The sequence below is a fragment of the Myxococcales bacterium genome (genome assembly GCA_023898405.1).
GTDB lineage: Bacteria > Myxococcota > UBA727 > UBA727 > JABDBI01.
Genome location: CP060221.1, coordinates 1,941,645 through 1,967,520 on the forward strand (window position 1 = coordinate 1,941,645; position 25,876 = coordinate 1,967,520).

General features: G+C 40.1%; 24 protein-coding genes. 9 read left to right on the forward strand and 15 right to left on the reverse strand.

Annotation, left to right across the window (positions count from 1 at the left end):
• The first annotated feature begins 190 nt into the window (after positions 1 to 190).
• Positions 191 to 1,702: a hypothetical protein gene (locus tag H6731_08870; protein USN50362.1), complete on the forward strand. Its 1,512-nt coding sequence runs from the start codon at positions 191 to 193 to the stop codon at positions 1,700 to 1,702.
• A 252-nt stretch (positions 1,703 to 1,954) separates the two neighbouring features.
• Here the strand turns inward: H6731_08870 and H6731_08875 are convergent, their stop codons facing one another.
• Complete coding sequence (locus tag H6731_08875; protein USN50363.1) at positions 1,955 to 2,434, reverse strand: hypothetical protein; 480 nt, start codon at positions 2,432 to 2,434, stop codon at positions 1,955 to 1,957.
• A gap of 176 nt (positions 2,435 to 2,610) precedes the next feature.
• Here H6731_08875 and H6731_08880 point away from each other — a divergent pair, with 176 nt between their 5' ends.
• Positions 2,611 to 3,141 (forward strand): isochorismatase family protein, encoded by a 531-nt coding sequence (locus H6731_08880; GenBank protein USN50364.1) that lies wholly within the window; start codon positions 2,611 to 2,613, stop codon positions 3,139 to 3,141.
• Between the two features lie 8 nt (positions 3,142 to 3,149).
• On the opposite strand, the gene H6731_08885 is transcribed toward H6731_08880, so the two are convergent.
• The 3 genes from H6731_08885 to H6731_08895 form a co-directional block, all read right to left on the reverse strand.
• On the reverse strand, positions 3,150 to 3,677 hold the full coding sequence (locus tag H6731_08885; GenBank protein USN50365.1) for a septation protein A: 528 nt from the start codon (positions 3,675 to 3,677) through the stop codon (positions 3,150 to 3,152).
• A 190-nt stretch (positions 3,678 to 3,867) separates the two neighbouring features.
• Complete coding sequence (locus H6731_08890) at positions 3,868 to 6,042, reverse strand: S8 family serine peptidase (GenBank protein USN50366.1); 2,175 nt, start codon at positions 6,040 to 6,042, stop codon at positions 3,868 to 3,870.
• A 206-nt stretch (positions 6,043 to 6,248) separates the two neighbouring features.
• Positions 6,249 to 6,707, reverse strand: a complete 459-nt coding sequence (locus tag H6731_08895; GenBank protein USN50367.1) for a PaaI family thioesterase — start codon at positions 6,705 to 6,707, stop codon at positions 6,249 to 6,251.
• 93 nt (positions 6,708 to 6,800) lie between these two features.
• Between H6731_08895 and H6731_08900 the strand changes: the two genes are divergently transcribed.
• Positions 6,801 to 7,661: a hypothetical protein gene (locus H6731_08900; GenBank protein USN50368.1), complete on the forward strand. Its 861-nt coding sequence runs from the start codon at positions 6,801 to 6,803 to the stop codon at positions 7,659 to 7,661.
• A gap of 94 nt (positions 7,662 to 7,755) precedes the next feature.
• On the opposite strand, the gene sufT is transcribed toward H6731_08900, so the two are convergent.
• The 10 genes from sufT to H6731_08950 form a co-directional block, all read right to left on the reverse strand.
• Positions 7,756 to 8,322, reverse strand: coding sequence for a putative Fe-S cluster assembly protein SufT (gene sufT / locus H6731_08905; protein ID USN50369.1), 567 nt, complete (start codon positions 8,320 to 8,322; stop codon positions 7,756 to 7,758).
• Between the two features lie 3 nt (positions 8,323 to 8,325).
• Positions 8,326 to 8,769, reverse strand: coding sequence for an SUF system NifU family Fe-S cluster assembly protein (locus H6731_08910; GenBank protein USN50370.1), 444 nt, complete (start codon positions 8,767 to 8,769; stop codon positions 8,326 to 8,328).
• The gene (locus H6731_08915) at positions 8,766 to 9,995 is read right to left on the reverse strand and encodes a cysteine desulfurase (protein USN50371.1); all 1,230 of its coding nucleotides are present in this window, start codon (positions 9,993 to 9,995) and stop codon (positions 8,766 to 8,768) included. Before H6731_08915 ends, H6731_08910 begins: the two co-directional genes overlap by 4 nt.
• Position 9,996: 1 nt before the next feature.
• The gene (locus tag H6731_08920; protein ID USN50372.1) at positions 9,997 to 10,926 is read right to left on the reverse strand and encodes a SufD family Fe-S cluster assembly protein; all 930 of its coding nucleotides are present in this window, start codon (positions 10,924 to 10,926) and stop codon (positions 9,997 to 9,999) included.
• Positions 10,923 to 11,699 carry a Fe-S cluster assembly ATPase SufC gene (gene sufC / locus H6731_08925; protein USN51974.1) on the reverse strand — a complete coding sequence of 259 codons (777 nt, stop codon included), beginning with the start codon at positions 11,697 to 11,699 and terminating at the stop codon, positions 10,923 to 10,925. The genes H6731_08920 and sufC overlap by 4 nt, the downstream gene beginning before the upstream one ends.
• Positions 11,700 to 11,708: 9 nt before the next feature.
• A complete protein-coding gene (gene sufB, locus H6731_08930; GenBank protein ID USN50373.1) occupies positions 11,709 to 13,160 on the reverse strand; it encodes a Fe-S cluster assembly protein SufB in 1,452 nt (483 codons plus the stop codon).
• Positions 13,153 to 13,602, reverse strand: a complete 450-nt coding sequence (locus tag H6731_08935; GenBank protein USN50374.1) for an Rrf2 family transcriptional regulator — start codon at positions 13,600 to 13,602, stop codon at positions 13,153 to 13,155. The genes sufB and H6731_08935 overlap by 8 nt, the downstream gene beginning before the upstream one ends.
• 98 nt (positions 13,603 to 13,700) lie before the next feature.
• Complete coding sequence (gene gcvPB, locus H6731_08940) at positions 13,701 to 15,266, reverse strand: aminomethyl-transferring glycine dehydrogenase subunit GcvPB (GenBank protein USN50375.1); 1,566 nt, start codon at positions 15,264 to 15,266, stop codon at positions 13,701 to 13,703.
• Positions 15,259 to 16,605 (reverse strand): aminomethyl-transferring glycine dehydrogenase subunit GcvPA, encoded by a 1,347-nt coding sequence (gene gcvPA / locus H6731_08945; protein ID USN50376.1) that lies wholly within the window; start codon positions 16,603 to 16,605, stop codon positions 15,259 to 15,261. Before gcvPA ends, gcvPB begins: the two co-directional genes overlap by 8 nt.
• A gap of 24 nt (positions 16,606 to 16,629) precedes the next feature.
• Positions 16,630 to 16,956: a hypothetical protein gene (locus H6731_08950; protein USN50377.1), complete on the reverse strand. Its 327-nt coding sequence runs from the start codon at positions 16,954 to 16,956 to the stop codon at positions 16,630 to 16,632.
• Positions 16,957 to 17,247: 291 nt separating this feature from the next.
• On the opposite strand from H6731_08950, the gene H6731_08955 reads away from it, so the two are divergent.
• The gene (locus tag H6731_08955; GenBank protein ID USN50378.1) at positions 17,248 to 18,720 is read left to right on the forward strand and encodes a transporter substrate-binding domain-containing protein; all 1,473 of its coding nucleotides are present in this window, start codon (positions 17,248 to 17,250) and stop codon (positions 18,718 to 18,720) included.
• Between the two features lie 65 nt (positions 18,721 to 18,785).
• The gene (locus tag H6731_08960) at positions 18,786 to 20,306 is read left to right on the forward strand and encodes a transporter substrate-binding domain-containing protein (GenBank protein USN50379.1); all 1,521 of its coding nucleotides are present in this window, start codon (positions 18,786 to 18,788) and stop codon (positions 20,304 to 20,306) included.
• Positions 20,307 to 20,395: 89 nt separating this feature from the next.
• Here H6731_08960 and H6731_08965 read toward each other — a convergent pair whose 3' ends face one another.
• Entirely contained in the window at positions 20,396 to 21,181 is a 786-nt protein-coding gene (locus tag H6731_08965) for a hypothetical protein (protein USN50380.1), read from the reverse strand.
• On the opposite strand from H6731_08965, the gene dapF reads away from it, so the two are divergent.
• Genes dapF through H6731_08985 form a run of 4 tightly spaced genes read left to right on the forward strand, consistent with a single transcriptional unit; the run spans position 21,176 to position 25,801 of the window.
• A complete protein-coding gene (dapF, locus tag H6731_08970; protein USN50381.1) occupies positions 21,176 to 22,057 on the forward strand; it encodes a diaminopimelate epimerase in 882 nt (293 codons plus the stop codon). The genes H6731_08965 and dapF overlap by 6 nt on opposite strands.
• A gap of 19 nt (positions 22,058 to 22,076) precedes the next feature.
• A complete protein-coding gene (locus H6731_08975; GenBank protein USN50382.1) occupies positions 22,077 to 23,189 on the forward strand; it encodes a Glu/Leu/Phe/Val dehydrogenase in 1,113 nt (370 codons plus the stop codon).
• A 31-nt stretch (positions 23,190 to 23,220) separates the two neighbouring features.
• The gene (locus H6731_08980) at positions 23,221 to 24,792 is read left to right on the forward strand and encodes an Rne/Rng family ribonuclease (GenBank protein USN50383.1); all 1,572 of its coding nucleotides are present in this window, start codon (positions 23,221 to 23,223) and stop codon (positions 24,790 to 24,792) included.
• Positions 24,782 to 25,801 carry a M20/M25/M40 family metallo-hydrolase gene (locus tag H6731_08985; GenBank protein ID USN50384.1) on the forward strand — a complete coding sequence of 340 codons (1,020 nt, stop codon included), beginning with the start codon at positions 24,782 to 24,784 and terminating at the stop codon, positions 25,799 to 25,801. The genes H6731_08980 and H6731_08985 overlap by 11 nt, the downstream gene beginning before the upstream one ends.
• Positions 25,802 to 25,876: the final 75 nt, after the last annotated feature.

Here is a 25,876-nt window from a genome sequence, read left to right on the forward strand (position 1 = left end):
GATATCCAATTTTAGTGGAAATGAGTTTTATGAAGCAAATTGTTGTTTATTTGTCAGGTTTCATGGGAAAAAAATGGGAGCTTGAGAGCAAATTCGCTCTTTGTTTTTCTTAAAAATCATGATGTATTTGGGCAATAATTTTTGTTCTTGAATTATGATTTTATTGTTGAATACTAAAAGGTAAGTAAAAGTGAATATGAAAATCGCTGTGAAGAAATTATTTTTGTTTCCAATAGTTATAGCAGTCTTATATTTATTGACATGCTCCTGTGCATGCAAACGTGGCGTTAATCCCACCAATACTAACATGGCTTCTGATAACTTAGCTGCAGTAGAAACCAATCCCCACTACATGAGATGTGAAGATTTTAGCGTTTTGGAGCAAAACAAAGGTGCCATGGATACTGAAAAAATTGTGATTCTTTATAGTTCAAAAGGGACTGGGCACAAATCGGCAGCAGAAGCTGTGGATAAGGTGTTACGTGCCTCTGAAAAAAAATTATTGGGGAGTAATAAAAAATTTGTCATTGCCAAGGTAGATATTTTGGAAGGGCTTGTACCTAAGCTGCAACGCTTTGATGACTATATGAATGCTGAACGATGGATAAAATTAAAAGAATTAGTTTCACTGCAATGGGTTGCCGAAAAGCTTGTTAATGCCAGGCAAGCTCTTTGGGATAACAAAATTCTAAACCGCATCATGCGTGCGTGTGATGAACGACCTCCTTCCATGATCATAAGTGTGTTTCCCATTGCCAATTATGTTTATGCTGAAATCGCTAAAGAAAATGATATTCCTTTGCTTATTGTTCCGACCGATTATGAAATCAGCCACTTCATCAATAAAATAAATGAATTAAAAAATCCGCCGGCTAATGTTTTCATGGGTTTAGCCATGGAAGCTCCTGAAGTAACAGGGGGGCTTTATAAAAAAGATCCAAGGCACCCAAGTGTTCCCTACTGTGTGATCGGCTCTCCCTTGCGCAAAGAATTTAATGATCTTCGTAAGACCATGGATAGAGCAAAAAATCCTAAAAAAATAAAAGAGATCATGAACTATCGTCGCTCAGTTTTAAATATTCCCGACAATGCCAAAAGTCTTTTGATTACACTCGGTGGTAAAGGAGGATCGCTTGAAATTATTGAGCAGTATTTGAAGGCATTTCATGCAATGCAAAAACAAAAGCCACTTGAACAAGCGCTGCATGTTATTGTTGCTTCGGGCGGAAGTAAGCTGGTTATCGACGGACTTAAAGCGCATGCAGCTCAATTTGCTAACAACAAACTTTTTAATCTCAAAGTTCTTGACCGTCTCGATGCTCATAACATGGCCCTTTGTATGGCAAGTGTTGATGCGGTGTTAGCTAAGCCAGGAGGATCAACAGTGGCCGAAGCGGGCATGCTTAAGACTCCGATGCTCATCAAATCTGATTCAACTTTGGCTTTGCCTTGGGAAAAAACCAATATGCTTTTGGCCAAGCGTTTAGGATGGGGTGTGGATCTTGCCTTTGCACCAAAACGTGTTGTTGATACTCAGGATGTGGTTTCCAAACTTAAACAAATTTTTTCTTGGCCCAAATATTTGAATCAAGAGACGAGCTTTATTGATTTTCAGACAAAGTTTACTGAGTTTATTCAATTGATACGTGAGCGAGAGACAAAGAAATTTTCAAATTTTGCTACCTTGGAGTGCAGGCAATAAGCTTGGTTAATTGCACATATCCCATGATTTCGTGTGAGTGTGGTTGATTCTATTTAGGTAGTCCGCAATATGGTCTGCGAATAGTTAAAAATATAGAGGGCCGTTTGAGAAGTTTTGGTTAGAAATATTTCAAAGAGGCCCCCAGTGGTATAGAGCATTCGACAATTTTCTAAAGTCTCAAGTACTTAGAGCTCCGATAATAACCTTTAAGGTAGATTGCTATTAACCTGGCCTCTAAAATAAAAAATATTTTTAGGGATTGGTGAGTTTCTCTTCGATCGCGCTTATGCAAATAATCAGTTGTTCACTCATAAGATAAGAAAGACCCAAGAATCCTTGCGTATCAAAATCCAGCATTGCTTTAGGATCTTTTGATGGAAAAGTGCAAGAACTTCTCATTGCCATGAATTTATTGCTCTCTATTGAACCCAAAAAATTATTGCTGGGAAGCAGTTCAAAATTTTCACTAAAACGCTGATAGCTCGTAAATTGCAAGGTCCATTCTTGCGTATCTACATTATACTTAAAGCTTTCCCATGTGTGCTGAAAATCACCACTACACCATGCATCAGGACACCATTCTTCGAGATGACGCAAAACATAGCGTTCAAGTTTGTCGTAGTCTGTATTCGTAAGTGTGCCCGAAAAAAAATCGGCATAACTTAAATTACTAAGGCTGCTCATAAGAATACTGGTAAGCAGCCAGCAGATAAAACGTGTGCTTTTTTTCATAAATTCTCCCTCATAGCTCATGACTTTATTTAGTGGAGAAAAAGATAATTTGGAGAAATGAAAAATATAACCAATGATTAATAATCGATTTATTGGTTTGTTTTTGTGGCTTTAGCAATTTTTTATAAAAATAATCTATTGTTTTATTGAAGCAAAAATTTAAAGAGAAAATTTCAATGAAAGAGCAAAAAATTAAATTTGCCGGCGTATTTGTGCATTATGAAAATCAGTTTTTAAACAAACCGCACATCATTGAATCAAATTTTCGAGATATGATGCTTGAAAAATCAATTTTATTTCTCAATGACTTAAGAGCTCTAAAAAGTGAAATTATATTCATAAATTCTGTCCATGAGCAAGATAAAGAAAATCTCAGCAGTGATAGTTATAAAAGTTTTGAGATATATGAGCCACAACGAGAAAGCACTATAAAAGCCCAGCCTCAAGAAAGCATTTTTTATGGCAACAGCTTGCATCGCTATTTGCGAAGCAAAGAGATAACGCACGTGGGGATATGTGGGCTTTTTAATCAAGAAGTTCTGAAGTCGACTTTGACCGATGCTGTAAATCTTGAATATCAGGTCTATTCGATCCTTGATTGTCAGATCGTTTACGAAAAACACAACGGCAGCAATTTTTATGCTGATAATGTTCAAGAAATTAAAAGCAATGATATCGTGAAGCTGCTAACTAATTTCTGGAACTAGCATAACACTCATGAACGCAAATGGTTTTTTAAGTAAATAGCTTGGCCGATGGCAAATAGGAAAGTTAATCCAAATAATCCAAAGAGTTTGAAATTAACCCAAATATCGGTGTCAAACTGATAAGCAACAAAAATATTGAGAGCGCCTGAAAGCATAAAGAAAATTACCCATGATAAATTAAGCCGTTTCCATACGTGCAGTGGAGCATTGATCTTTGCTGCTGAAAGAAGTCGTTGAGTAAAATTCTTTTTGGTAAAGTGGCTGATAAAAAATGCTAAGCCAAAGCCCCAGTTTAGTACCGTTGGTTTCCACTTAATGAACATCTCATTGCGAAAGATGAGAGTGATACCACCAAAAACAATTACAAGGACAAAGGATACCCATTGCATATTGGTGATAGGTTTTTTTTGTATTTTTAGAACCAAAAGCCCCATTGCCATCAAGGCCATAAGCACGATGACTGCGACATAAATATCCACAGCTTTGTAGGCAACAAAAAAACCAATCAGGGGAATGAGTTCGAATAATTGTGACATATGTACGCCGTATTTAGATAATCTGCTTAAAAAGTCTAGTTTGACTAATGAACTGATGCAAGGGCAGTGCAGAATGATTTTTATGGGAAATTTATGCTAAGCACTGTAACAATCCCAGAAATTAAGGCTTGGTTAATTTCTGGGATTACTACAAGGCGCCTGTTGTTAATGTCCTATTCTCAGCAATAGTTTATTTTAATGAGAAGAGAATGGAGCTTTGAGATGGAATATCTGCAGTGTTGAAGCTGTATTCCAGGGCATTATCTTTGCTGCTTTGAAGGCCGATCGTAGCAGAAGCACCGTTGTTAAAAGTGACACTACCAAAGTCTGTATCAAGATAGTTAAATCTGACATCTGAGTTATCTTCATAAAATATTACTTCAAAACTTCCAGCACCTCGCGAACGATAGTTACGCATTTGCCACCACTCAATCACGAGTTTTCGGTAGGGACTTTCTCCCAAAACTTCAACATAAATATCGGAAAGAGAATTGCTTGGCATTAGATCATCCCAAAATGGTGCTACGAGAGTATTGAGGGAAGTGTCAGGAAGATGGAGGTTTTTAAAATTATAGATCATCGGATCGCTAAAGCTGATAGTTCCGTTGGAACTAATATAGAGCTTTGAAAAACCGTTTTCATTTCCTGCAAAGTGAATAGGAAAGGGCGACATAAAAGTATGAAGGGTCTCGTCTTGAGCATTGAGCCTTTGTCCTTGAATCATTTCGTATTCATAGCCGATGTCAGCATTGGCCTGATACTCTTTAGAAGAGGATTTTTCATAAACACTTACTTTTACTGTGTCGTTGTCATCAAATTTTAACTCATACTCTCCTGCGCTATCTGGTTGCCAAAGGTAACTGTAGACTCCATCGTTGGCTATTTGATCACCATTTTTTCCGTTATCTTCTAAAACTATTTTTGTAGTGCCATCATCATAAACTATGAGTGCTCCTGCGCTTAGAGCACAATCAATTCGTAAGGCTGAAAGCATAAGTGAACCTCCTACAGGAATAGTGAGGTTATTATTCAATGGCTCTCGTCGAGTACTGACAACTTGATTGTTGCAGCTTAATGAACCAACGCCATTATCATCTGCTCCTCTTATTCTTCTGCCGGAAATGGTAGTTGTTGCTGCGGCAAGAATTTTCTGTCCACCGCTAATAATGAGATTTTTTATGCCTTTGTAGTCAAGATCACGAAAGTGCGAAGCGATGACTGCGGCTAAGCCTGTAACATGAGGAGTGGCCATGGAAGTACCGCTCAACTCACCATAGCGATTACCAGGCAAAGTGCTCAGAATTTTTACGCCAGGTGCTGCAACATGAACAGTTTTTTTCCCGTAGTTAGAAAAAGAAGCGAGTCGATCTTGATTGTCGGTTGCTGCCACTGAAATAACATTTGAAACATTGTAATTGCAGGGGTAACGATCGTGAAGATCATTGTTATTTCTTTCGTTACCAGCAGCGGCAATGAAAAGAGTACCTAAGGCTTCGTGAGCTTTGATAGCTTCGAGCATCGCCTGGGATGAAGAACCGCCTCCCCATGAGTTATTGGTTGCTACAAGATTTACAGGATTTTGAGAACGGGATTTAAGGGTGGCGAAGTACTCAAGACACTGAATGGCATCGCTATTGGAACCACTACCGTTGCTGGAAAGAAATTTACATGCAGCAATGCTCACGTGTTGAGCAACTCCTACCACACCAATAGTATTGGCATTTGCTCCAATGGTACCCGCAACGTGGGTTCCGTGAGAATTGTCATCCATAGGATTACCGCTTTCGTTTATAGCATTAATACCGTGAATGTCATCTATGTAGCCGTTATTATCGTCATCTTTTCCGTTGTTGGGAATCTCACCAGGATTGCTCCAGATATTGTCTTTTAGATCAACGTGATTGTAATCAACACCGGTATCGATAATACCGATTACAATATCTTGGCTTCCCTTTTCAATTAGCCACATTTTTTCAGCATTTATATCGGCATCTACGAGGCCACTATTTTGCCCAATATTTTCTAAAGCCCACTGTTGGGCAAAACTTGGATCGCTTAGTTCATTGGTTGAATAAAGATAATCAGGCTCAGCGTAAATAACTGAAGGGTTTTGTAAAAATATTTGCTGTGCTTCTTCGATGCTGATGCTGTCATCGAATTGAAAAAGAGTGAGTCCTTCTACAATTGAGTAACTTCTTATGTTTTGAGCACCTATTCTCGCTGCGGTTGCACTAAGAATACTAACGGGCTGTTGAGGATCTATTTTGACCAATAGACGCCCTTTAACATATCTGTCTTGCTGAGTAGCAAAGCTTGTAGATGACATAAAAAATATGGCGAGGATAAAGTAGAGATGACCTAGCATTTGACCTCCGGCAAAAAAGAGGCTGCTTGCTAAAAGTTTAATCAACTAAAGCCACAGACTCTAAAAATGCGCAAGTTTTTAACCTCATGCATTCTAGAGTTTTTATTTTGTATAAAAGAGAATTATTTAAAAAATAAAAATATATTTAAAAAATACTGAGTGTTAATCTTTTTAAGGTGTTTAATCCGGAAATTTATGCCTTGAAATTACCAGCGATGGTATGCCACATGCCCTTCAGAAACAGCGACAAAAAGTCCCTTACATTTTGCAGTTATTTTGTCGTGAGCGATTATTTCAGCTTCAATTTCAGCCTTTTTGTTACTGACAGAAATAGGACGGGCTTTGATAAGGAGCTCTGTATCCATTGGAGTAGGTGCTAAGAGTTCAACACTGTAGCGGGCTGTAACCGTGCACGGGGGGGTAGGCATATTTTGCAATTTCATTATATGATAAGCGGCACACCAATTGCTGTGGCAGTCGAGCAAAGTACCACATATGCCTCCACTTAAAATATTATCAAAAGCTTGATGATGTTCTTGAGGTCTGAAGTGTGCTAAAAATTGATCATTTTCCACCATGCTCTTGATCTGTAAGCCCTTGGAATTGCTTGGTCCACATCCAAAACATCTATTGTGAGGAGCAAATTGATCTTGGATTGATTGCACGAATGCCTCCTTAGTTTCCTACTTGATTATTTTTATCTATAGATTAAAACCGATGGGCAATAATTTTTATTGCCTTTAAATTGGAGTAGATTCATGAATACATTTCAATACGTTTTCTTTTCTCTATTTGCCGTTGTTTCTTGGACGAGTGATTTTAGCCAGGCAATGGAAGAGCAGTATGGTTATTTTGTAACTATAAAGCAAGCTAACTTGGAAAACGCGATCAAAGTGCCCGAACAAACAACACTATGGGGTTGTGGTTTACATCAGGTGGCTCATACAATGGTGTGCGCAGGTGCTTCATGTGAGGCGATGAATTTTCAAAATCCAGGCGATTATCCTCTATCGGTGAATCTTAATACTACTCCTCTACGGAATAATCCTATGATAGGCGGGATGATTGAGCAGATGATTACTGATGAAGAGGGAAATTTTCGCGTGGGAGCAACACCGCGCGATATGGCTCAATTCCTAGATGGCAAACTGCAAGAATGTAATAAGCATTCGTGTGTGATCAGTAAAAATGAATTGACTAAAGAAGAACTGCTAGAGATAGTTCAAGAAAATATCGAAAACGATATGCCTGTTTTAGCCTATTACGTCGTAAATGCAGAGCAAAAACTTATGCATATCTATTCAATAGTCGGATACACAGATGATAATCTATTGCTGTTGAATACCTATGGAAAGGGAATACAACGCTTAGAAGTTATGGCTATCGATGATTTCATGAAAGGGCTTGATGCTTCCAGCATTGTAAATTTTGTGAAGATGATCGATGGGTTTGGTTTTATTGTAAGGCCTTTGGTTGCTAGTATGGGTGGAAAACTTGCCGATTCTTCAGCGGTACAAGCATGGAATAATTTTAGTTTGATAAGCTTTGCCAAAGGAAAATGTGAAGAGGTTCCATTGCTAACAAAACCACAACAAAATGCAGAGTGTTCTATTCAGTAGCAGATAGTTTTTTGTGGAGTTTAAAAAAAACCGCCTGATGGGCGGTTTTTTTAGTGCTCTTAGCCAGAGCAGTTAATTTATTAAATTGCTATTACTATAAAAATCCCAGCTGCAGTTTAGCAGCTTCACTCATGAGGCTTGATTCCCAAGGCGGATCAAACATTAAATCGACTACAACATCGACCACACCGGGAATATCGCGGATTTTCTTCTCAACATCGGATTTAATAATTTCTCCCATGCCGCAACCTGGAGCAGTGAGGGTCATCTCAATGCGAACGATGAAGTGCTCGTTATCATTATCAACGCATTTGATCTCACTTTCATAGATCAATCCCAAATCGACAATGTTGACAGGAATTTCTGGATCGTAACAGGTTTTTAATTGTTCTTTGACGCACGCCTCGATGCCCTTTTCTTTTACTTCTTGTAGCGAGATATCGCGTCGTTCATCGGGAATGGGTTGCCCCAAAGCATCCGCATCTTTGCCATCAACACGCATCAAATAGCCCTGATCGGTTTGAACAGTAAACATTCCACCTAAAACATGCTGAATATAAACTTTATCCCCTTTAGAAATACTTGATTCAATTCCATCAGGAATAAGAATACTGCTGACCGTTCGCACTAATTCTACTTCGGTACCAGTAAGCCGATGCATAGATTACTCCGTCATCACATGAGAGGATTTTTTTTCTAGAGCTGCCATTAAGGTGTGCCAGCATAAGGTGGCGCATTTTACTCGCATAGGAAATTCTTTCACACCTTCAAAAACTTGTAACTTTTTAAGAGTTGCGCTGGGATGTTGCTCATGAACCAGCATTCCGTGAAAATCTTCAAACAAATCTTGAATTGTTTCTAAACTCTGTCCCTTGATGCTTTCGGTCATGAGTGAGGCAGAAGCTTTGGAGATAGCGCACCCATCGCCTCGAAAACGCACCTCTTCAACACATTCATTTTTTACAAAAAGATCAATGTCGATAGTGTCTCCACATAGGGGATTATCGCCATGAGCATGGTGACTCTTTTGATTGAGCTCTCCGAAATTCTTGGGTGACTGAGCATGATCAATGATAATTTCTTGATATAAATTAGATAGAGCACTCATCGTGAAAATACCTCAAATACACGTTTAAATGCGTCAGCAAAACGGTCGATCTCATCTGTTGTGTTGTAAAAAGATAGGCTTGCTCGAGATAAAGCGCTGATGCCAAAACGTTTCATCAGTGGCTGTGTGCATAAATGTCCGGCTCTGACTGCAATACCTTCGCGATCCAAAATAGAGCTAATATCGTGAGGGTGAATACCTTCAAGCACGAATGAAACCAAAGGAACCCGTTTGGGCGCATTGCCAATAATGGTGAGCTTGGAAATTTTTTTAAGACTTTCCAGCAAGTATGCCGAAAGCTTCTCCTCGTAAGCGATAAGTTTATGAAAGCCAATCTCTTGGATGTATTCGATCGCTTTGGCCAAACCCAAAACACCAGCAATATTTGGTGTGCCTGCTTCAAACTTATGAGGAGGAGGAGCAAAGCTGATAGCATCAAAGCTCACTGATGCGATCATGTCACCACCGCCTTGATAGGGTGGCATGGCATCAAGCCAATTTTTTTTGCCGTAAAGCACACCTACGCCGGTTGGCCCATAGAGCTTGTGGCTTGAAAATGCATAAAAATCCGTGTCAATATCCAAAACATCTACAGGCAAGTGATGAATTGCCTGAGCACCATCTACGACTGTCGCTGTTTTATGTGCACGAGCAATGGCAACCATTTCTTTGATTGGGTTGATAGTGCCAAGGCTATTCGATGCATGAATAAAAGTTGCGAGCTTAGTTTTTTTATTGAACAGTGAGCGGTAGCAATCTAAATCAAGGGTGCCGTCGTCGTGCAGCGGAGTAACTCGTAAAACTAAATTTAGTTCTTTTGCAAGCAAATACCACGGAACGATATTGGAGTGATGTTCCATTTGGGTGAGAATAATTTCATCGCCTGGCTGAAAATAAAATTTTCCTAAACAACTTGCTAAAAGATTAATGCTCTCGGTAGTAGAGCGAGTGAAAATAATTTCTGATGGGCTTTGAGCATTAATGAATTGAGCCACGCGCACTCGAGCTTGGTTGTATTTGCTGGTGGCCTTTTCGCTTAAATAATGTGCGCCGCGGTTAACGTTAGCAGCAAAATTTTGATAATAAGAAAGTTCCTCATCGATAACGCACTGTGGTTTTTGCGCGGTTGCCGCATTATCAAAATAGACCAAAGGGTGCCCATAAACCTTTTGATGCAAGGCTGGAAAATCTTTTCTTAAAACACTGAGATCCAAATCATTTGTCATATCATGTTCCAAGCGATCGTTTAAGAGAATCTTTTACTTTGTCTTTGACGAATAGAGCGATATCTTTCTGCGAGATAGTGTCGGTGATTTCAGAACTAAAGGCAGATACCAAAAGTGTTTTAGCTAAGATGGGATCAATACCACGAGATTGCAGGTAAAAAAGCATGTTGTGATCGAGTTCTCCGATACTGGCACCGTGAGAAGCGCTGATGTCATCATTATTGATTTCAAGTTGTGGCAATACACTGGCTTTGGCCTTATCGCTCAACAATAAAGTTTTGTAATGCTGTTGGGCAGAGCTTTTGCTTGCATCTTTATCAACGATCACTTTGCCCAAAAATTTTCCTTGAGTCTGATCTGCATAGATTGTACGAGCCAACTGTCGACTCTCACTATCTTTTCCTTGGTGCAAAACCTTAAGCAGGGTTTCGGTTTGAGCTGATTGGCTTAATTGATCCAGTAGAAAAAAATCAGTATTGGCAGATTCTCCCTCAAGCTTGATATCTATAGATTGAGCAAATACTCCCAAAGATAAATTAAAAATATGATTTGATAGATAACTATTTTTTTGCACGCAAGCACGCCGTTTGTGTTCGACCTTAGACTGGGTATCTACCTGTGAGACTTGATAAAAATGCGCCTGAGCATTATCTGCTACAGTCACTGAAGTTGTTGTTGATCCTGATGATCTGGCTATACCATCAAAATATTCCAAGAGATGAATGTGAGTGTTTTTTTGTATGTTCACATCGACTGAAATATTAGTTTGGTAGTGGATAATAATTGGAGCACTAAGTGTTTTATCAACGTCGATCATTAAGGCTGAATTAGAATTAACGAAACAGTTGAGACGAGGATCGTGATTTACGCAGCCATCGCTTTTTATATGCACCACATAGGCCGAATCAAAACATGGATGAAGCTCGCTCATGACTTTATTACCTCCAGGCCGTTATTTTTAGCCTTGGTAATAAAGGAATCATAACCGCCGTTTTCTAATTTAAGCGCAAGTTCTTTGCCTCCTGATTCAATGATACGTCCATCGACACACACATGAACGAAATCAGGAACAATATAGTTGAGAAGGCGTTGGTAGTGAGTGACCACGATCATACCTCGCTCTTCGTTGCGCAAAGCATTAACACCGTCAGCACAAATTTTTAAAGCATCGATATCAAGCCCAGAGTCGGTTTCATCCAATATGCACAGACGTGGCTCAAGAATAGCCATTTGCAAAATTTCATTACGCTTTTTTTCACCGCCAGAAAATCCTTCGTTAACTGCTCGATTCAAAAAGCGTTCATCCATTTTTAAATCGGTTAATTTGCTGCGAACTAATGACAAAAAATCAATGGCATCAATTTCACTTTGTCCTCGGGATCGTCTTACTGAATTGAGTGCCGCCCTTAGAAAATAAGCATTGTTTACTCCAGGGATTTCCACCGGATATTGAAAAGCAAGAAAGATCCCTAAACGAGCGCGTTCATCGGCATTCAGCTCCAAGACCGATTGGCCTAACAATTCTATAGAACCACCGTCGACGTGATAATCATTTTTTCCCGCTAAGGTATGAGCTAAAGTGCTTTTGCCCGAACCGTTAGGTCCCATGATGGCATGCACCTCACCTTTGTTTACTGTAAGATTCAAACCTTTGAGTATTTGATGATTGTCAACTGATACACTTAAGTTTTTTATAGATAGCAAAGTAGACATTTAACCCACTGCTCCTTCAAGACTAATATCGAGTAATTTTTGTGCTTCAACAGCAAATTCCATGGGAAGTTTTTGAAATACCTGCTTGCAAAAACCACCTACAATAAGACTCACCGCATCTTCATCCGAAAGCCCGCGTGAGCGGCAGTAAAATAACTGTTCATCTGAAATTTTTGAAGTGGTTGCCTCGTGCTCTATATGAGCTGTTGAATTGTGCGCTTCAATAACGGGAAAAGTATGCGCACCACATGCAGAACCAAAGAGGAGAGAGTCGCACTGGGAAAAGTTACGACTGTTTTGCGCTTTAGGGCTTACTTTTACAAGTCCACGGTAGGAGTTTTGACTCAAGCCAGCTGAAATCCCCTTGGAGATAATTGTGCTTTTGGTATTTTTTCCCAAGTGGATCATCTTGGTTCCGGTGTCTGCTTGTTGGTGATTGTTGGTTACCGCGACGCTATAAAATTCACCAACGGAGTTGTCGCCTTTCAAAATAACGCTGGGGTATTTCCAGGTAATAGCAGATCCTGTTTCTACTTGAGTCCAAGAAATTTTTGAGTTGTCGCCCGAGCATACTCCTCGTTTGGTCACAAAATTATAGATTCCACCTTTACCGTCTTTGTCTCCGGGATACCAATTTTGCACAGTGGAATATTTTATATGGGCATTTTTTAGTGCTACTAATTCAACAACAGCAGCATGCAGTTGATTTTCATCGCGCATTGGAGCAGTACAGCCTTCGAGGTAGCTTACCACTGCATCATCTTCGGCGATGATCAAGGTTCGTTCAAATTGCCCAGTATTTGAAGCATTGATACGAAAATAAGTGGAAAGCTCCATAGGGCAGCGCACACCTTTGGGAACTAGGCAAAATGATCCATCGCTAAACACTGCTGAGTTAAGGCAGGCATAAAAATTATCAGTATAGGGAACAACCGAGCCTAAATATTTTTTAACCAGTTCTGGATGCTCTTTAACGGCCTCAGAAAAACTACAAAAAATTACTCCGGCGCTTTTTAGTTTTTCTTTAAATGTGGTGGCAACCGAAACACTGTCAAAGACCGCATCCACAGCAACATTGGCGAGCATTTTTTGTTCATGCAATGGAATGCCTAATTTTTCGTAGGTCTTGAGAATTTCTGGATCCACTTCATCGAGACTATTGAGCTTAGGCTTTTTCTTGGGCGCTGAATAATAAACAATATCATTAAAATCGATAGGAGCAATCTTGAGATGAGCCCATTGAGGTGTTTTATTTTCGCGCAGCAAAGTGCAAAAATGAGCGAAGGCTTTGAGGCGAAAATCAAGCAGCCATTGTGGCTCTTCTTTTTTCATGGAGATAGTGCGAACGATCTCTTCGCTTAGTCCCGGGGGAGTTTGTTCTGTCTCTATCTTAGTGGAAAAGCCGTAAGCATAGGGCTGTTCGGTAAATTCTTTCAATTCAGGGCTAGCCATGTCTAATTCCTCTAATAAGAGTTGGTGCACAAGCTTCAGAAGAGATTAATTCTGACAAGCTTATTTGTTTGAGCAAGTGAGTAAGTTTGTTGTGAACAATCTGCCACCCATTTCTTTGTGGGCAATGGCCATCGAGTGGGCATCTTTGATGGTGCAAGCTCAAACACGAAATGGTGGATTGGCTGCCTTCAAAAACTTCAATTATTTCTAAAAGCGAAACCTGATCAGGATGGAGAGATAATTGATATCCTCCGCTCGTACCGCGGGTAGCGCTGACAATTTTATGCTTGGCAAGCAATTTTAAAAGTTTGCTTACCGTTGGCAGGGGAAGACCAGAAGCTTTTGAAAGATCGCGAGCAGAGATAGGCGATTGTGCTTGTCGACTTGCTAAAAAGCCCAAAAGCACGACTCCGTAATCTGTTAATCTGGCAATCTTAAACATTTCTTTAACCAAATAGTACCAAGTTAGTACTGATTTGGTCACGGTAGAATATTGATTGCCAGTGTCAAGGCAGCAAGGCTGAGGGGAACTGTCAAAAATTATGCCGCGGCAAAGAGAACTTTATCCGATGGGCTTTGGGTTTTATCCTCACTTTGCTGGTGGAGTTTTTGCAATTCTTGATAGCTAAGTATTGGATTTCTGGCAGCTTTGACCTCATCTGGACGCAAAAGTGAGGTGTTATGGGGCGCATTTTTTACAAAGTCTGGTGTGTGCTTACTTTCCTTAGCAATTTCAATAAAAGCATTGATTAAGGCGTTTAGATCATAAAGTGACTCTGTTTCGGTCGGCTCGATCATGAGCGCACCTTTTACGTTGAGGGGAAAATACATGGTTGGAGGGTGAATGCCAAAATCAATAATTCTTTTAGCAATGTCCAGCGCATTTACTCCGTATTCATTTTGTTTTTTATCGCTAAAAACCACCTCATGAAGACAGTCGCTTTTGTAAGGCAGATGGTAGTACGGCTCGAGTTGAGCTCGAATATAATTTGCATTTAATATGGCTAATAAAGATGCCTCTTTCAAGCCTTGGGAGCCAAGAGATTTTATATAGCACCACGCCCTTATTACCATGGCAAAATTACTAAAAAAGCTTCGGATACGACCAATAGACTGCGGGCACTCTGCAACGTGATAATTCTGTTCGTTTTTTTTCACTATGGGTATTGGTAAATAGGGAGCAAGGCTTTTAGCTGCCCCAAGGGCGCCACAGCCAGGTCCGCCACCTCCGTGAGGAGTTGTCATGGTTTTGTGGAGATTAAAGTGCATGACATCAACTCCCCAATCACCGGGTCGTGTCAATCCCATCAAAGCATTAAGGTTTGCCCCATCGCCATAAACATAGCCACCACGCTCATGTACAATTTGGGTTATAGATGCGATATCTGATTCAAAGATGCCTAAGGTATTGGGATTGGTGAGCATGATACCTGCGCAGGAATCATCCATCAGTTCTGCCACTTGGGAAGTGATAACGCGGCCATCTTGCCCGATGTCCAGTGAGATAACTTCATAGGAAAAATAAGCTGCAGTAGCAGGGTTTGTCCCGTGAGCAGATTTAGGAACCAAGATTTTGTGTCTATTCTCACCGCGATCTTTGAGAGCTTTATTTATCATGGCAAGGCCCGCAAATTCGCCCTGCGCTCCGGCGGAGGGAGCCAAAGAGACGGCATCAAAGCCACCTATTTTAGCTAAAAATTCCTGCAGCTCATAGTAGATTTCTAGAGCAGGTTGGATATCGTGTTCTAAAAAATAGGGATGCAATTCAGAAATGCCTGGCATTCGAGCTGCCCATTCATGCACTTTGGGGTTATATTTCATGGTGCAGCTGCCCAAAGGATAGCTATTAGCATCGATTGAAAAATTTTTTTTGCTCAATCGTGTATAGTGCCTCACCGCATCAGGTTCACTTATCTGGGGTAATAGAAGTTCATCATCCAGATTTCTTTGACGATCGCCCAAAGCTTTTTTAAACTCTTCTGTAGCGATATTTTCATCGGGCTGATCTTCAAAGAAATCGATGCCAGACACCCCAGGCAAAGAACGTTCAAAAATCAGCGATTCATGTACTTCAACACCTAAACTTGCATATTTTCTATTATTCATGAGATGCACCACTAAGAATAGTTGCTAGTTTTTTTATATCTTGATCGCTATGGAGTTCGGTCGTATTGACGAGTAAGTGGCCAGCCAAAGAAGGATAGAAACGTGAAAGTTTTAATCCAGCAGCCAGCTTGTATTTGCGAGCTTCAGCCAAACGCTCATCAAGAATAGAATCATTTTTTAGGTTGATAACGCTTTCGTTGTAGTGTGGACCATTAAATTCAATAGCCACATGCATTTGTCTGAGATATTTTCTAAAAAGCAGAGTCTTCTTTATATTTCTCATAGCAAGGTTTTTAAGCCCACTCTTACCATAGGCAGACATACTCATGGCAAAGGCTAAAGCACAGAGGTTGTGGTTGGTGCAAATATTGGAGGTAGCTTTCTCCCGTCTAATATGTTGCTCCCTTGTTGAGAGAGTTAAACAATAGGATGAGTGGCCACGTTTATCATTTGTGTAACCCACCAGCCTTCCTGGGATCTGTCTTAAAAACGCTTTTTTGCTCGCCAAAAGACCCACACCAGGTCCGCCCAAATTAAGGGAGCCGACAAATCCCAAACCTTCTCCTACTGCTATATCTGCTCCACCAAAGCCAAAGGATGGCCACAGTGCGCATGCGCTCGGATCGGTAGTGCAGGCGATGAGCAATGTTTGCTGTGAGTGGAGGAGCGAGTGAAAATCTTGACACATTTCGATACGCCCAAAGAAATTTGGAGAAGAAAAAGCAACAGCAGCGAGCTCATGGCTTTTTAAAAGAGACTCCAAAAATTCAAGATCACTTACTCCTAGCGAATTAAACGGTATTTCAGTGATATTGACTCCGATGGGCTCTAAATAAGTTTTCAGAGTTGCTCGATACTCTGGATGCAGCGTCTGGCAAATGGCAATATTTTTTTTGCCAGTTATTCTGATAGCCATGAGTAAGGCTTCAACCAAAGCTGTTGCTCCATCGTACATGGAGCCATTAGCAATTTCGAGGCCAAAAAGCGATGCCACCATAGATTGGAATTCAAAAATTGCTTGAAGCGTACCTTGGGAAACTTCGGGCTGGTATGGGGTGTAAGATGTATACCACTCAGCCCTGAGCAATTGCTGTGATACCCATTCTGGTACGAAGTGTTGCGTTGCACCTGCGCCAATGAAATTTTTCATTCCAGGCATAGTAGTTCGCTTGGTGAATTCCTGTTTGAGCTGAAGCTCATCCATGGCCGATGGGAGAGTAAGATCTTGATTAACTCTGAGCTTTGAGGGGATAGAGTATACCAATTCATCAAGTGACTTTTTGCCAATTGTTTTCAGCATAAAGTGGATGGAATCAGGCGAATGATTAAAATAACGCATGTGCTTTTCTCGCAGAATCAGGGCTTATGGTGCATCTATTACTTCGCGTTCTGATGGGTAAAAACCGCTATCGGTCATGTAGCCTTTGACAAAAGGAGTGTTAGCTTTTTGATCCGATTCCATGGGGAAAAATTCTTTGCTGTTGAGCTCTATCCATCCATAGCGTCCTTGAGTCGCCAATTCCCCAAGCCCTAAAACCTGGCTCGTGGCTTTAAAACGACCATTTTCCATTATGCCCTTGACGTAGAAATCGTTTGGAAGGGTTTTTTGATTATTAACTACGTTTTGATTTTTAAGAATGAAAAATACTTCCGTTCCATCATTAAAAGTAGAATGTTTTTGAGTTTCCACAGTGCTCTCCTTTGTGTGAGAAGTGTTTAAAAATGTCATAATATTTTTTGCAACTTGGGATGAGAAAGAAACAGATTGCAGCTGATTTATGAGAAAAAGAAAAACTCATAAAGAACCTGAGGTCTACAATGATCTCCCGTCTTATAATCATGAATAATTAGTTAGCCAAGACTTTGGAAATATTTTTATAGGCTTTGGTGACAATTGTTTAGCCTTTAGTTATAGAATAAATATAATATTAAAATGGGAAAGCAGATTTTAAAATTTATTATTGTTTATGTGATGTTTTGTGTGACATCTCATCGCATGCATGCTGAAGAACTTTTACCAGAAAAAAATAAATATATTGCTGGTTGGTATCAGTTGGATCCTTATCAATATGTAAAAAATGAAGAAAATCAAAGGCCTACTCTGACAGGTTTGGATGTTGAGCTGGTAAGAGAAATATTCAAAATTTTGAATAAAGAAGTCGTGTACAATGAAGTCTCGTGGAGACAACATCAGTTGGATCTCAAATCAGGGAAACGCGATCTTGCTGCGGGTGCAACGTTCACGCAAGAGCGTAGTGAATACGTTTATTTTTCTAAACCCTATCGTTTTGAAGAAAACTCATTGTTTGTAAGAAGAGGTGAAGAAGGCGTATTACAATTTGAAGGGGTGAGCGAATTATTACGAGACATCAAACTAAAATCATTTCGTCTTGGTGTTGTAGATGGTTTTATTTATGCTGATCCAAGAATCAATGAGTGGGTGAGCGATCCAGATAATCAAGCTTTGATTAATCCATCAGCAGATGATTACGGCAGTCTAAAAAAGCTTCTGAATGGAGAAATAGATGGATTTTTAGCTGACAGGCTAGTGGGAGCTACCGCAATTTGGCGTCAAGGTCTTGGTAAACAAGTCAACGAAGTGGTGTTAGGTCTAAAAACTCCAATTCATCTTATGTTTAGTAAAAAAACAGTATCTCCAGCCATGGTGGAAAAATTTAACCAGGCTATCGATATGCTTCATGAAAGCAAAGCATACAACAAAATTGTTTCGTGGTATCTTCACCCCATTTTGCTTTTACAAACGGTTGATGCGCTGTGGTTTCGCATTGTTGAATTTATAGGAACAATAGCTTTTGCCATTTCAGGTTTGGTCATTGCTTATAGAGATAGAGCCACGCTGTTTGGAACATTTGTTTTGGCGTTGCTTCCATCGATGGGTGGTGGGATTGTGCGAGATGTCATATTTGATCGTTTTCCTATCGGCGCTATTGAATATCCCAGCTATCTTTATGCTGTTATGCTAACGGTCCTTATTGGTTTTTTTGTTATTAGGGTAAGTGAGCGTTATGGTGTGAAACCTCAATTTCTTGAATATCATCGAAATTGGCAATCTTTATTGTTGGGAATTTCAGATACCTTAGGTCTTTCGGCGTTTACTGTTTCTGGAATCGTTGTCTCAGTGATGGTGAGAGTTGAGCCTTTGTGGTTATGGGGACCAGTTTTTGCTTTGGTAACAGGGGTTGGGGGAGGAATCTTGCGCGATCTTCTCAGTAAGCAAAGAGAAATCATGAGTCTTAAAGGGATATTGATGCCCGAGATAGTAGTTGTCTGGGGATTCTTTTTGTCGCTTTTTCTTATTTATCAGTCACAAAATGTTGAAACCCGTCTCATTAAATGGGCGGTTATAATTACCGTCGCTGGAGTCTTTTTAACAAGGGTAGTTGTGCAGATTTTTAAAGTTCCAAATTTATATTTTAGAAAACCTGCAGATTGATAGTGTAATAAGTAATAAAATTGAAAAATTTAGTGTAAAAAATTTTCTTGTAATATTATTTTGAAATGAGAGTATTAAAATATCTGTTTTTATTGTTATGTTGTGGATCGGTTGCTCATGGCGAGCTGCTTGATCACGGCAAAGTAAAGCTTAGCGGAGGCTGGTATTGGTGGGACCCTTACCAGTATTTAGCCAAGCCAAAAGATGAAAGCAGTCTTGTCGGTTTAGATATTCAGATAACAAAAAAAGTATTTGAAGAAGCTGATATGCAGCCTGAGTTGAAGCCAATTCCATGGCATGATCATATTGAAAGAATTAAAAATGGCGAAGTAGATTATGCTGCGGGTGCAACTTATACAGAGGAGAGGGCCGAGTTCGCCTACTATTCCATCCCATATAGGTATGAAGAAAATTCTTTATTTGTGCGACGCAGCGACCAGGATAAATTTGATTTTTCAGATGTAAATGAACTTATAAAATATATAGAAAAAAACAGTGTTAAAATTGGAGTCGTGCGTGGTTTTGTATATGGAAATAAAATTATTAACGAGTGGATTAAAAGAAATGTAGAAACTGGCCTCGTTATATTTTCAACAAACGATAATGAGAATGTAGAGAAGCTTAACCAGAAAAAAATTGATGGTTTTTTTGCCGATAGAATTTCTGGGTCGACGGCTATCTGGCGTATGTCGCTTGGTTCAAAATTTACTGAAATAGAGCTTGGTATAAAAACTCCAGTATATTTTATTTTTAGTAAAAAAGTGGTGAATATTGATATTGTAAATTCTGTAAATATTGCGATCAATAAATTAGTGAGCAGTGGCGAAATGGCCAAGATTGTAGAGTTTTATTTTTATCCAGTGGTGCTTTTGCAGACAGTTGATACCATATGGTTTCGTCTGTTCGAATTTATTGGTGCTTTGGGAATGGCTGTATCAGGGCTCGTTATTGCCTATAGGGATAGAGCAACGATTTTTGGAACAGCAATGCTTGCGGTGTTGCCTTCCTTAGGCGGAAGCGTAGTGCGCGATTTGGTTTTTGATCGTTTTCCTGTGAGAGCTATGGCCAATCCAAGCAACTTTATCATGGTGCTTTGTGTCATAGTAATAGCATTCTTTTTTGTGAGAATTATGGAGCGGCTACAGTGGCCGGTTTTTTCGCATCTGGGTAGACAAAATTGGCTTGTGCACGTTTTGGCATTTTCCGAAGCCCTAGGTTTAGCTGCATTTACTATTTCTGGTATCGTTGTTTCAGTGGTGGCTAAAGTGAATCCACTATGGCTGTGGGGACCCTTCTTTGCTCTAGTGACTGGCACGGGTGGCGGAATTCTGCGTGATATCATTGGGAAAAATAGAGAAATCATGGCGTTGAGAGGTGGCATCTTACCTGAAATAGCCATATTCTGGGGGCTGCTCTTATCTTTATTTTTGATCAACCAATCTCATGCTGCCCAAACTCGTTTTATTAAGTATGCGCTAGTGATTACGGCGATAGGAATTTTTGCAACTCGAAGCGTGATCTATTTCTTTAAAATTCCAAACATATATTTGAGAAAAGATAAGTCAGCAGAGGCAGAGGTTTCATAAATTTTCCAGGAATTTTTGTCGTTTTTGCTAATCAAGCTAAAAATTGCCTAAGTTTGCTGATGGTCTTGCAGGTATTAACTGAGGGGATATCACGAATTACTTGCCTGCTGGAAATTTGTAAGAGCGTTTTTATTTTCATTCATTTTTGCCATATTTTTTAGTGAGCTTATTTTTATGACTTTTTCTTTATCAAAAAAAATAAAATAATCGTCAAAATGCCAGAGCTCTTGAATGTCATTTTTGTTAGATTCCTTTATGAATTGCTTTTTAAGCGGCGAACCCAGGCATGCTTCGATTTGATCCTTGTTCATTCCCACAATAGGGTGCTTTTGCCAGATGGCTTGCTGAATATGCGAAGGCTCTTTTAAAATCCACTGATTAGGGTTGTGGGTACTTAGGTATCGAGCCAGGTAGCTCTTGATCTGTTCATCGCTTTTAAGCGCTTGCGGAATGATCAGGATATGTAATTCAGGATTAAAAATATTTACCCGCCCTCTTTCTTTGGCTACTTGAAATAAAACCCAAATATTGCTTCTCGGAGAATAAAGAGGTCTTTTTAGCTTTTCTTGAAGGGTTGGGTGGGAGATGGAAACAATTTTAACGAGCGTACCCGCAGGAATTATATGAGATGGAGGAGGGGGAAGTAGCTGAAAACCATCAACGGTAGTGGCTTCATCGATAGTTGAGAATGGTTTTATATCAATTAATTTTATTTGATCATCATCATAAAAGTTGCCGACAAATGCAGAGCTCTTTAACCAGTATTGTGGCTGGTTTTTTTTGTTGGTAGAAATCATATCATTGCTTTTTATGCTGATGCAGCCTGATAAATAAATTAGGTGTACTAAGAGAAATAGTAAGGATTTTTTATGCATGAAAAACCTCTTTATAATTATGAATCTATAAATGAGAACAGCGGTCTTAGTTTTACTAAATATAATGCCAATGGTAACGATTTTATTATTATCGAGGGAGAAAAAATATCATCAAGCCTTAGACAGCAAATTGATTGGTTGGTAAAGCGGGCTTCATTTTTGTGTGATCGTCACCGTGGTATTGGGGCAGATGGAATTTTATTGGTGGACGCGGCAGGTGATACAAACCCTAAAGAAAATCAAAAGACAAAGCAAAATTTGATGATGCACGTTATTAATGCTGATGGAAGCATTGCTCAAAATTGCGGCAATGGTTTGCGTTGTGCGGCTCAGTGGGGATTTAAGAGACAAGAAATAGTGGGCAATATATTGGATATAGAGCTTGGGCAACGAACGTACACATGTACTAAAAAGGCTCACTATGTATCTGTCGACATGGGTGAGTGTTTGATTGATCACATTGAAAATACTAATTTTTTAGGGCAAGCTACAGAGGTCTACAAAGCAAGTTTGGGAAATGATCACCTCGTTTTTGTTTTTGAAAAGGAATACGAAGCAGAGGCGATGCTCGCTGTGATTAAACAAAACTATTATGACTGGGAAAATTTTAATCTTGGGTTTGTGTCGCGAGGAACGCGACGGTCGATGGTGCATGAAAGAGGAGTGGGCTTTACGAAAAGTTGTGGTAGTGGAGCTATCGCTGCAGCCATGGCTTTAGCTATGCATGATGATATTTCATCGACAACTATTCACCAGCTAGGAGGAGATATTTTCTTAAAGCTTGACCCTCTAGTATGTTCTCGATCGAGTGCTAGGTTTAGAATTACCCAATCAGGCGCTGCCGTGGAAGTGTTTTGCGGCCACATTGAAGTGTAAAATTAGGAAACAATATAAGATGAGCATTTTTGAAAAAATGAAATCCAAAGAACATGAACAAGTTGTTTATTGTTTTGATAAACGATCGGGTTTAAAAGCGATAATCGCGATTCATAATACCGTCTTAGGCCCAGCTCTGGGCGGTTGCCGAATGTGGAATTATCAAACCGAAGAAGATGCACTTGATGATGTTTTACGTCTTTCTAGAGGAATGACGTACAAGGCTGCAGCGGCCGGTCTTAATCTTGGTGGTGGTAAAGCAGTAATTATTGGTGAGTCTAAAAGCATGAAATCCGAGTCAATATTTCGCGCTTTTGGTCGTTTTATTGACAGTTTGGCTGGACGCTACATTACTGCTGAAGACGTAGGCACGACCGTAAAAGATATGGAGTGGATCCGTATGGAGACCGAGCACGTAACAGGGATTACACGTGCCTTAGGAGGCTCGGGCGATCCAAGTCCGGTGACAGCATTAGGGGTCTATCACGGTATGCGAGCTGCTCTGAAAAAAGATTATGGCAGTGATAGCTTAAAAGGACGGACCGTGGTGTTACAGGGTGTAGGCCAGGTAGGTTTTCACCTGATAGCTCACCTGCTTAGTGAGCAAGCGCATGTTGTAGTTTCAGATATTGATGAAGAGCGTATTAAACGAGTAAAAAGCGAATACGAGTCAGTAGATTTTGTGTCGGTGAATGAAATTTATGACTTCCCCTGCGATATCTTTGCACCATGCGCCTTAGGGGGAACGCTTAACGGGGATACCATTCCGCGTCTGCAGTGTAAAATCGTTGCGGGATCAGCAAATAATGTTTTGGCCCAGGAAGACAGTGATTGTGTGCGATTGCAAGATAGAGGAATTACCTATGTGCCGGATTTTGTCGTAAGTGCCGGTGGTTTGATCAATGTCTCGAATGAGTTGGCCGGTTATAATCGTAAGCACGCCTTGGCTCAGGCTGCTACCATCTACGATATAGTAGAGCAGGTGCTGATGATTGCAGAAAACGAAAAAATATCGACACTTAATGCCGCAAAAACAATGGCAGAGCGACGGATTGAGTCAATTGCCAATCTTAAGCGCATGAGTGTGGGAATGTCTTTGAGAAAAAGAACACGGCGAACTAAAGAGCGCTAAGAAATATCGATTTTTAACCTGAGGAAAAACTGTGAGTGACCAGCTGATCGTAAATGAGGCCTCGTTTGAGACCAGAATCGCTTTACTTGAAGGCGGTGTCGTAACAGAGCTAATGGTTGAACGTCATGCCGATCGTGGCTTAGTTGGCAATATTTATCTTGGTAAAGTTCAAAGAGTTTTGCCAGGAATGCAGGCCGCTTTCGTAGAGTTGGGTATTGGTAAAGCTGCTTTCTTGTATGTTGGAGATGTCGTTAGATCTCAGCCTAGTCTTGATCCAAATGATGCATTAGAAGAACATGCGCGGTCAAATTTTGATGAAGCGCAGGAGCATGAAGAGGAAAAGGTTCAAGAAATATCTTTCAAACACAAGAAAACAGCAAAAGAACGTCATAAAATCGAAGAATTGCTGAGGCCAGGGCAAGAAATTTTAGTACAAGTAACCAAGGATCCCATAGGAACTAAGGGGCCGCGGATCAGCTGTAATATTTCTATTCCTGGTAGGCATGTTGTCTTTATGCCGAACTATGATCACATCGGCATTAGCCGAAAAATTATAGAAGATGAAGAGAGAGAGCGCTTGAAATCTCTTCTTCTTCAAAAAAAACCTTCTGAAAGCGGTTTTGTGTCGCGCACTGTTTCCCAGGGTGTGGCTGACGAGAAAATATTAGCTGATTGCGATTATCTCGTTTCACTGTGGTCAGAAGTGCAAAGTCGTCTTAAAACTTTGAAAGCACCTGCATTGGTGCAGCCAGAGCTTGATATTTTATTAAAATGTGCTCGAGATATGCCTCATGATTCGCTAAGTCGCATTGTTGTCGATAGTCAAGAAGCTTACGAACGAGCAAAAAAGTTTTTTGAAATTTTTTACCCACCGATGGCTGAAAAGCTTGAACTATACGACAGAAACGAGCCAATATTTGAATCATTCGGGGTTGAGTCGGAAATCGCTCGCGCCATGAGTCGAAAAGTTTGGCTTCGTTCAGGCGGGTATCTTATTATTGATCAAGCTGAAGCACTGACCGTTATCGATATTAATACCGGACGCTTCGTAGGAAAGAGAAATCTTGAAGACACCATTCTTAGGACCAATCTCGAAGCAGTAAGAGAGGTAGCCTACCAATTGCGCTTGCGAAATATTGGTGGAATGGTGATTGTCGATTTTATTGACATGGAAACACAAAGCGATCGAGATAAAGTTTTGAACGCTTTGATAGAGGCGCTTAAAAAAGATAGAGCTCGTTGTAAGGTGGATAAAATTAGTGAGCTTGGATTAGTGGAGATGACGCGTCAGCGCACGAGAGAGAGTCTAGAAAGAAGAATGTGTGAGCAGTGTTTTTACTGTGATGGGAAGGGCACCCTTAAATCAAAACAAACTATCGTTTATGAAATTTTTCGTCAGCTTCTTACCAGGGGAAAGAATTTATTTGAGCCGTGTATAATCGTGCATGCTCATCCTGAAGTGGTGGATTTGGTTTATGGTGAAGAGCACGATAATTTGGAAAAAATAGAAGAAAGCATTGGTAAGCAGATAGTTGTACGTCCTAGAGGATCGTTTCACCAAGAGCAATTTGATATTTTTGGAGCGAGTCATCTTGGAGAATAATTTAGAAGAATCTCTTTCTCATTTGGCTTTTTCTTTATGTGATATTCCTTCGCTTACTTTTGACGAAGGGGCAGTGTTAGATTTTATAGTGCAATGGTCACGCAAACATAATTTCCACTGTGAAAAAATTTCGCTTGATACAAAAAGATTCAATCTCTTGATTGCTGTCAAAAAGCGTCCGCTGTACCGAACTCTGTTGTGTACTCATGTGGATACGGTTCCTCCTTTCATTGCTCCATCGATCGAGGATGGCTTATTGAAAGGTCGTGGGGCGTGTGATGCTAAAGGTATTGCCGCATGCATGCTGCTTGTTTTAAAAAAAATGCAAAACGAAGGTGTAGATGATGTTGCAGTGTTGCTCACCGTTGGAGAAGAAGAGGCGAGCGACGGAGCAAAGAAATGCAATGCCTTATTAAAAGGACGCGCTCGCACTGTTATTGTTGGTGAGCCGACATCCCTGAAAGCTGCACGTGCTCAAAAGGGAAGTTTGGTTTTTGATATTGTTGTACAGGGAAAAGAAGCGCATAGCTCCTTGCCTGCTCATGGTTTTTCGGCAAGCCATGATATGATTCACGTGCTTGAATCGATGCTCAAAGAAAGATGGCCTAAAAACGATCGTTTTGGTGAAACCCTGCTTAATATTGGTATGCTTAAAGCTGGAAGGGCTCGCAACACCTTTGCTGCCGAAGCTCGAGCGCAGTGTATCATGAGACTTAGTGAATCGGCGGAGCAAATTCTGATTAGTTTGCAGTCTCATTTAAATTCTAATACTCGCTTAGAAATTTTTTCTAGGAGTGATCCTTTTGATTATAAAATACCCGATGGAGTTCCCACCTTTATTGCAGGCTTTGGCTCAGATGCTCCTTATCTGCGCGATGTGGGATCGGAGATTATGTTGATTGGCCCGGGATCGTTAGAAGTTGCCCATCAGGAAAATGAATTTATGTTAATAAACGATATAGTTAGTGCGTATTTTATGTATTTAAAAATGATTAGGTTGGAATTGTAATGTGTTTGCAAGAATAATCTTTTGAGAAATATGAAAAATATCATAAAGCAGAACGCCCTGGTATTGCATGTTGAT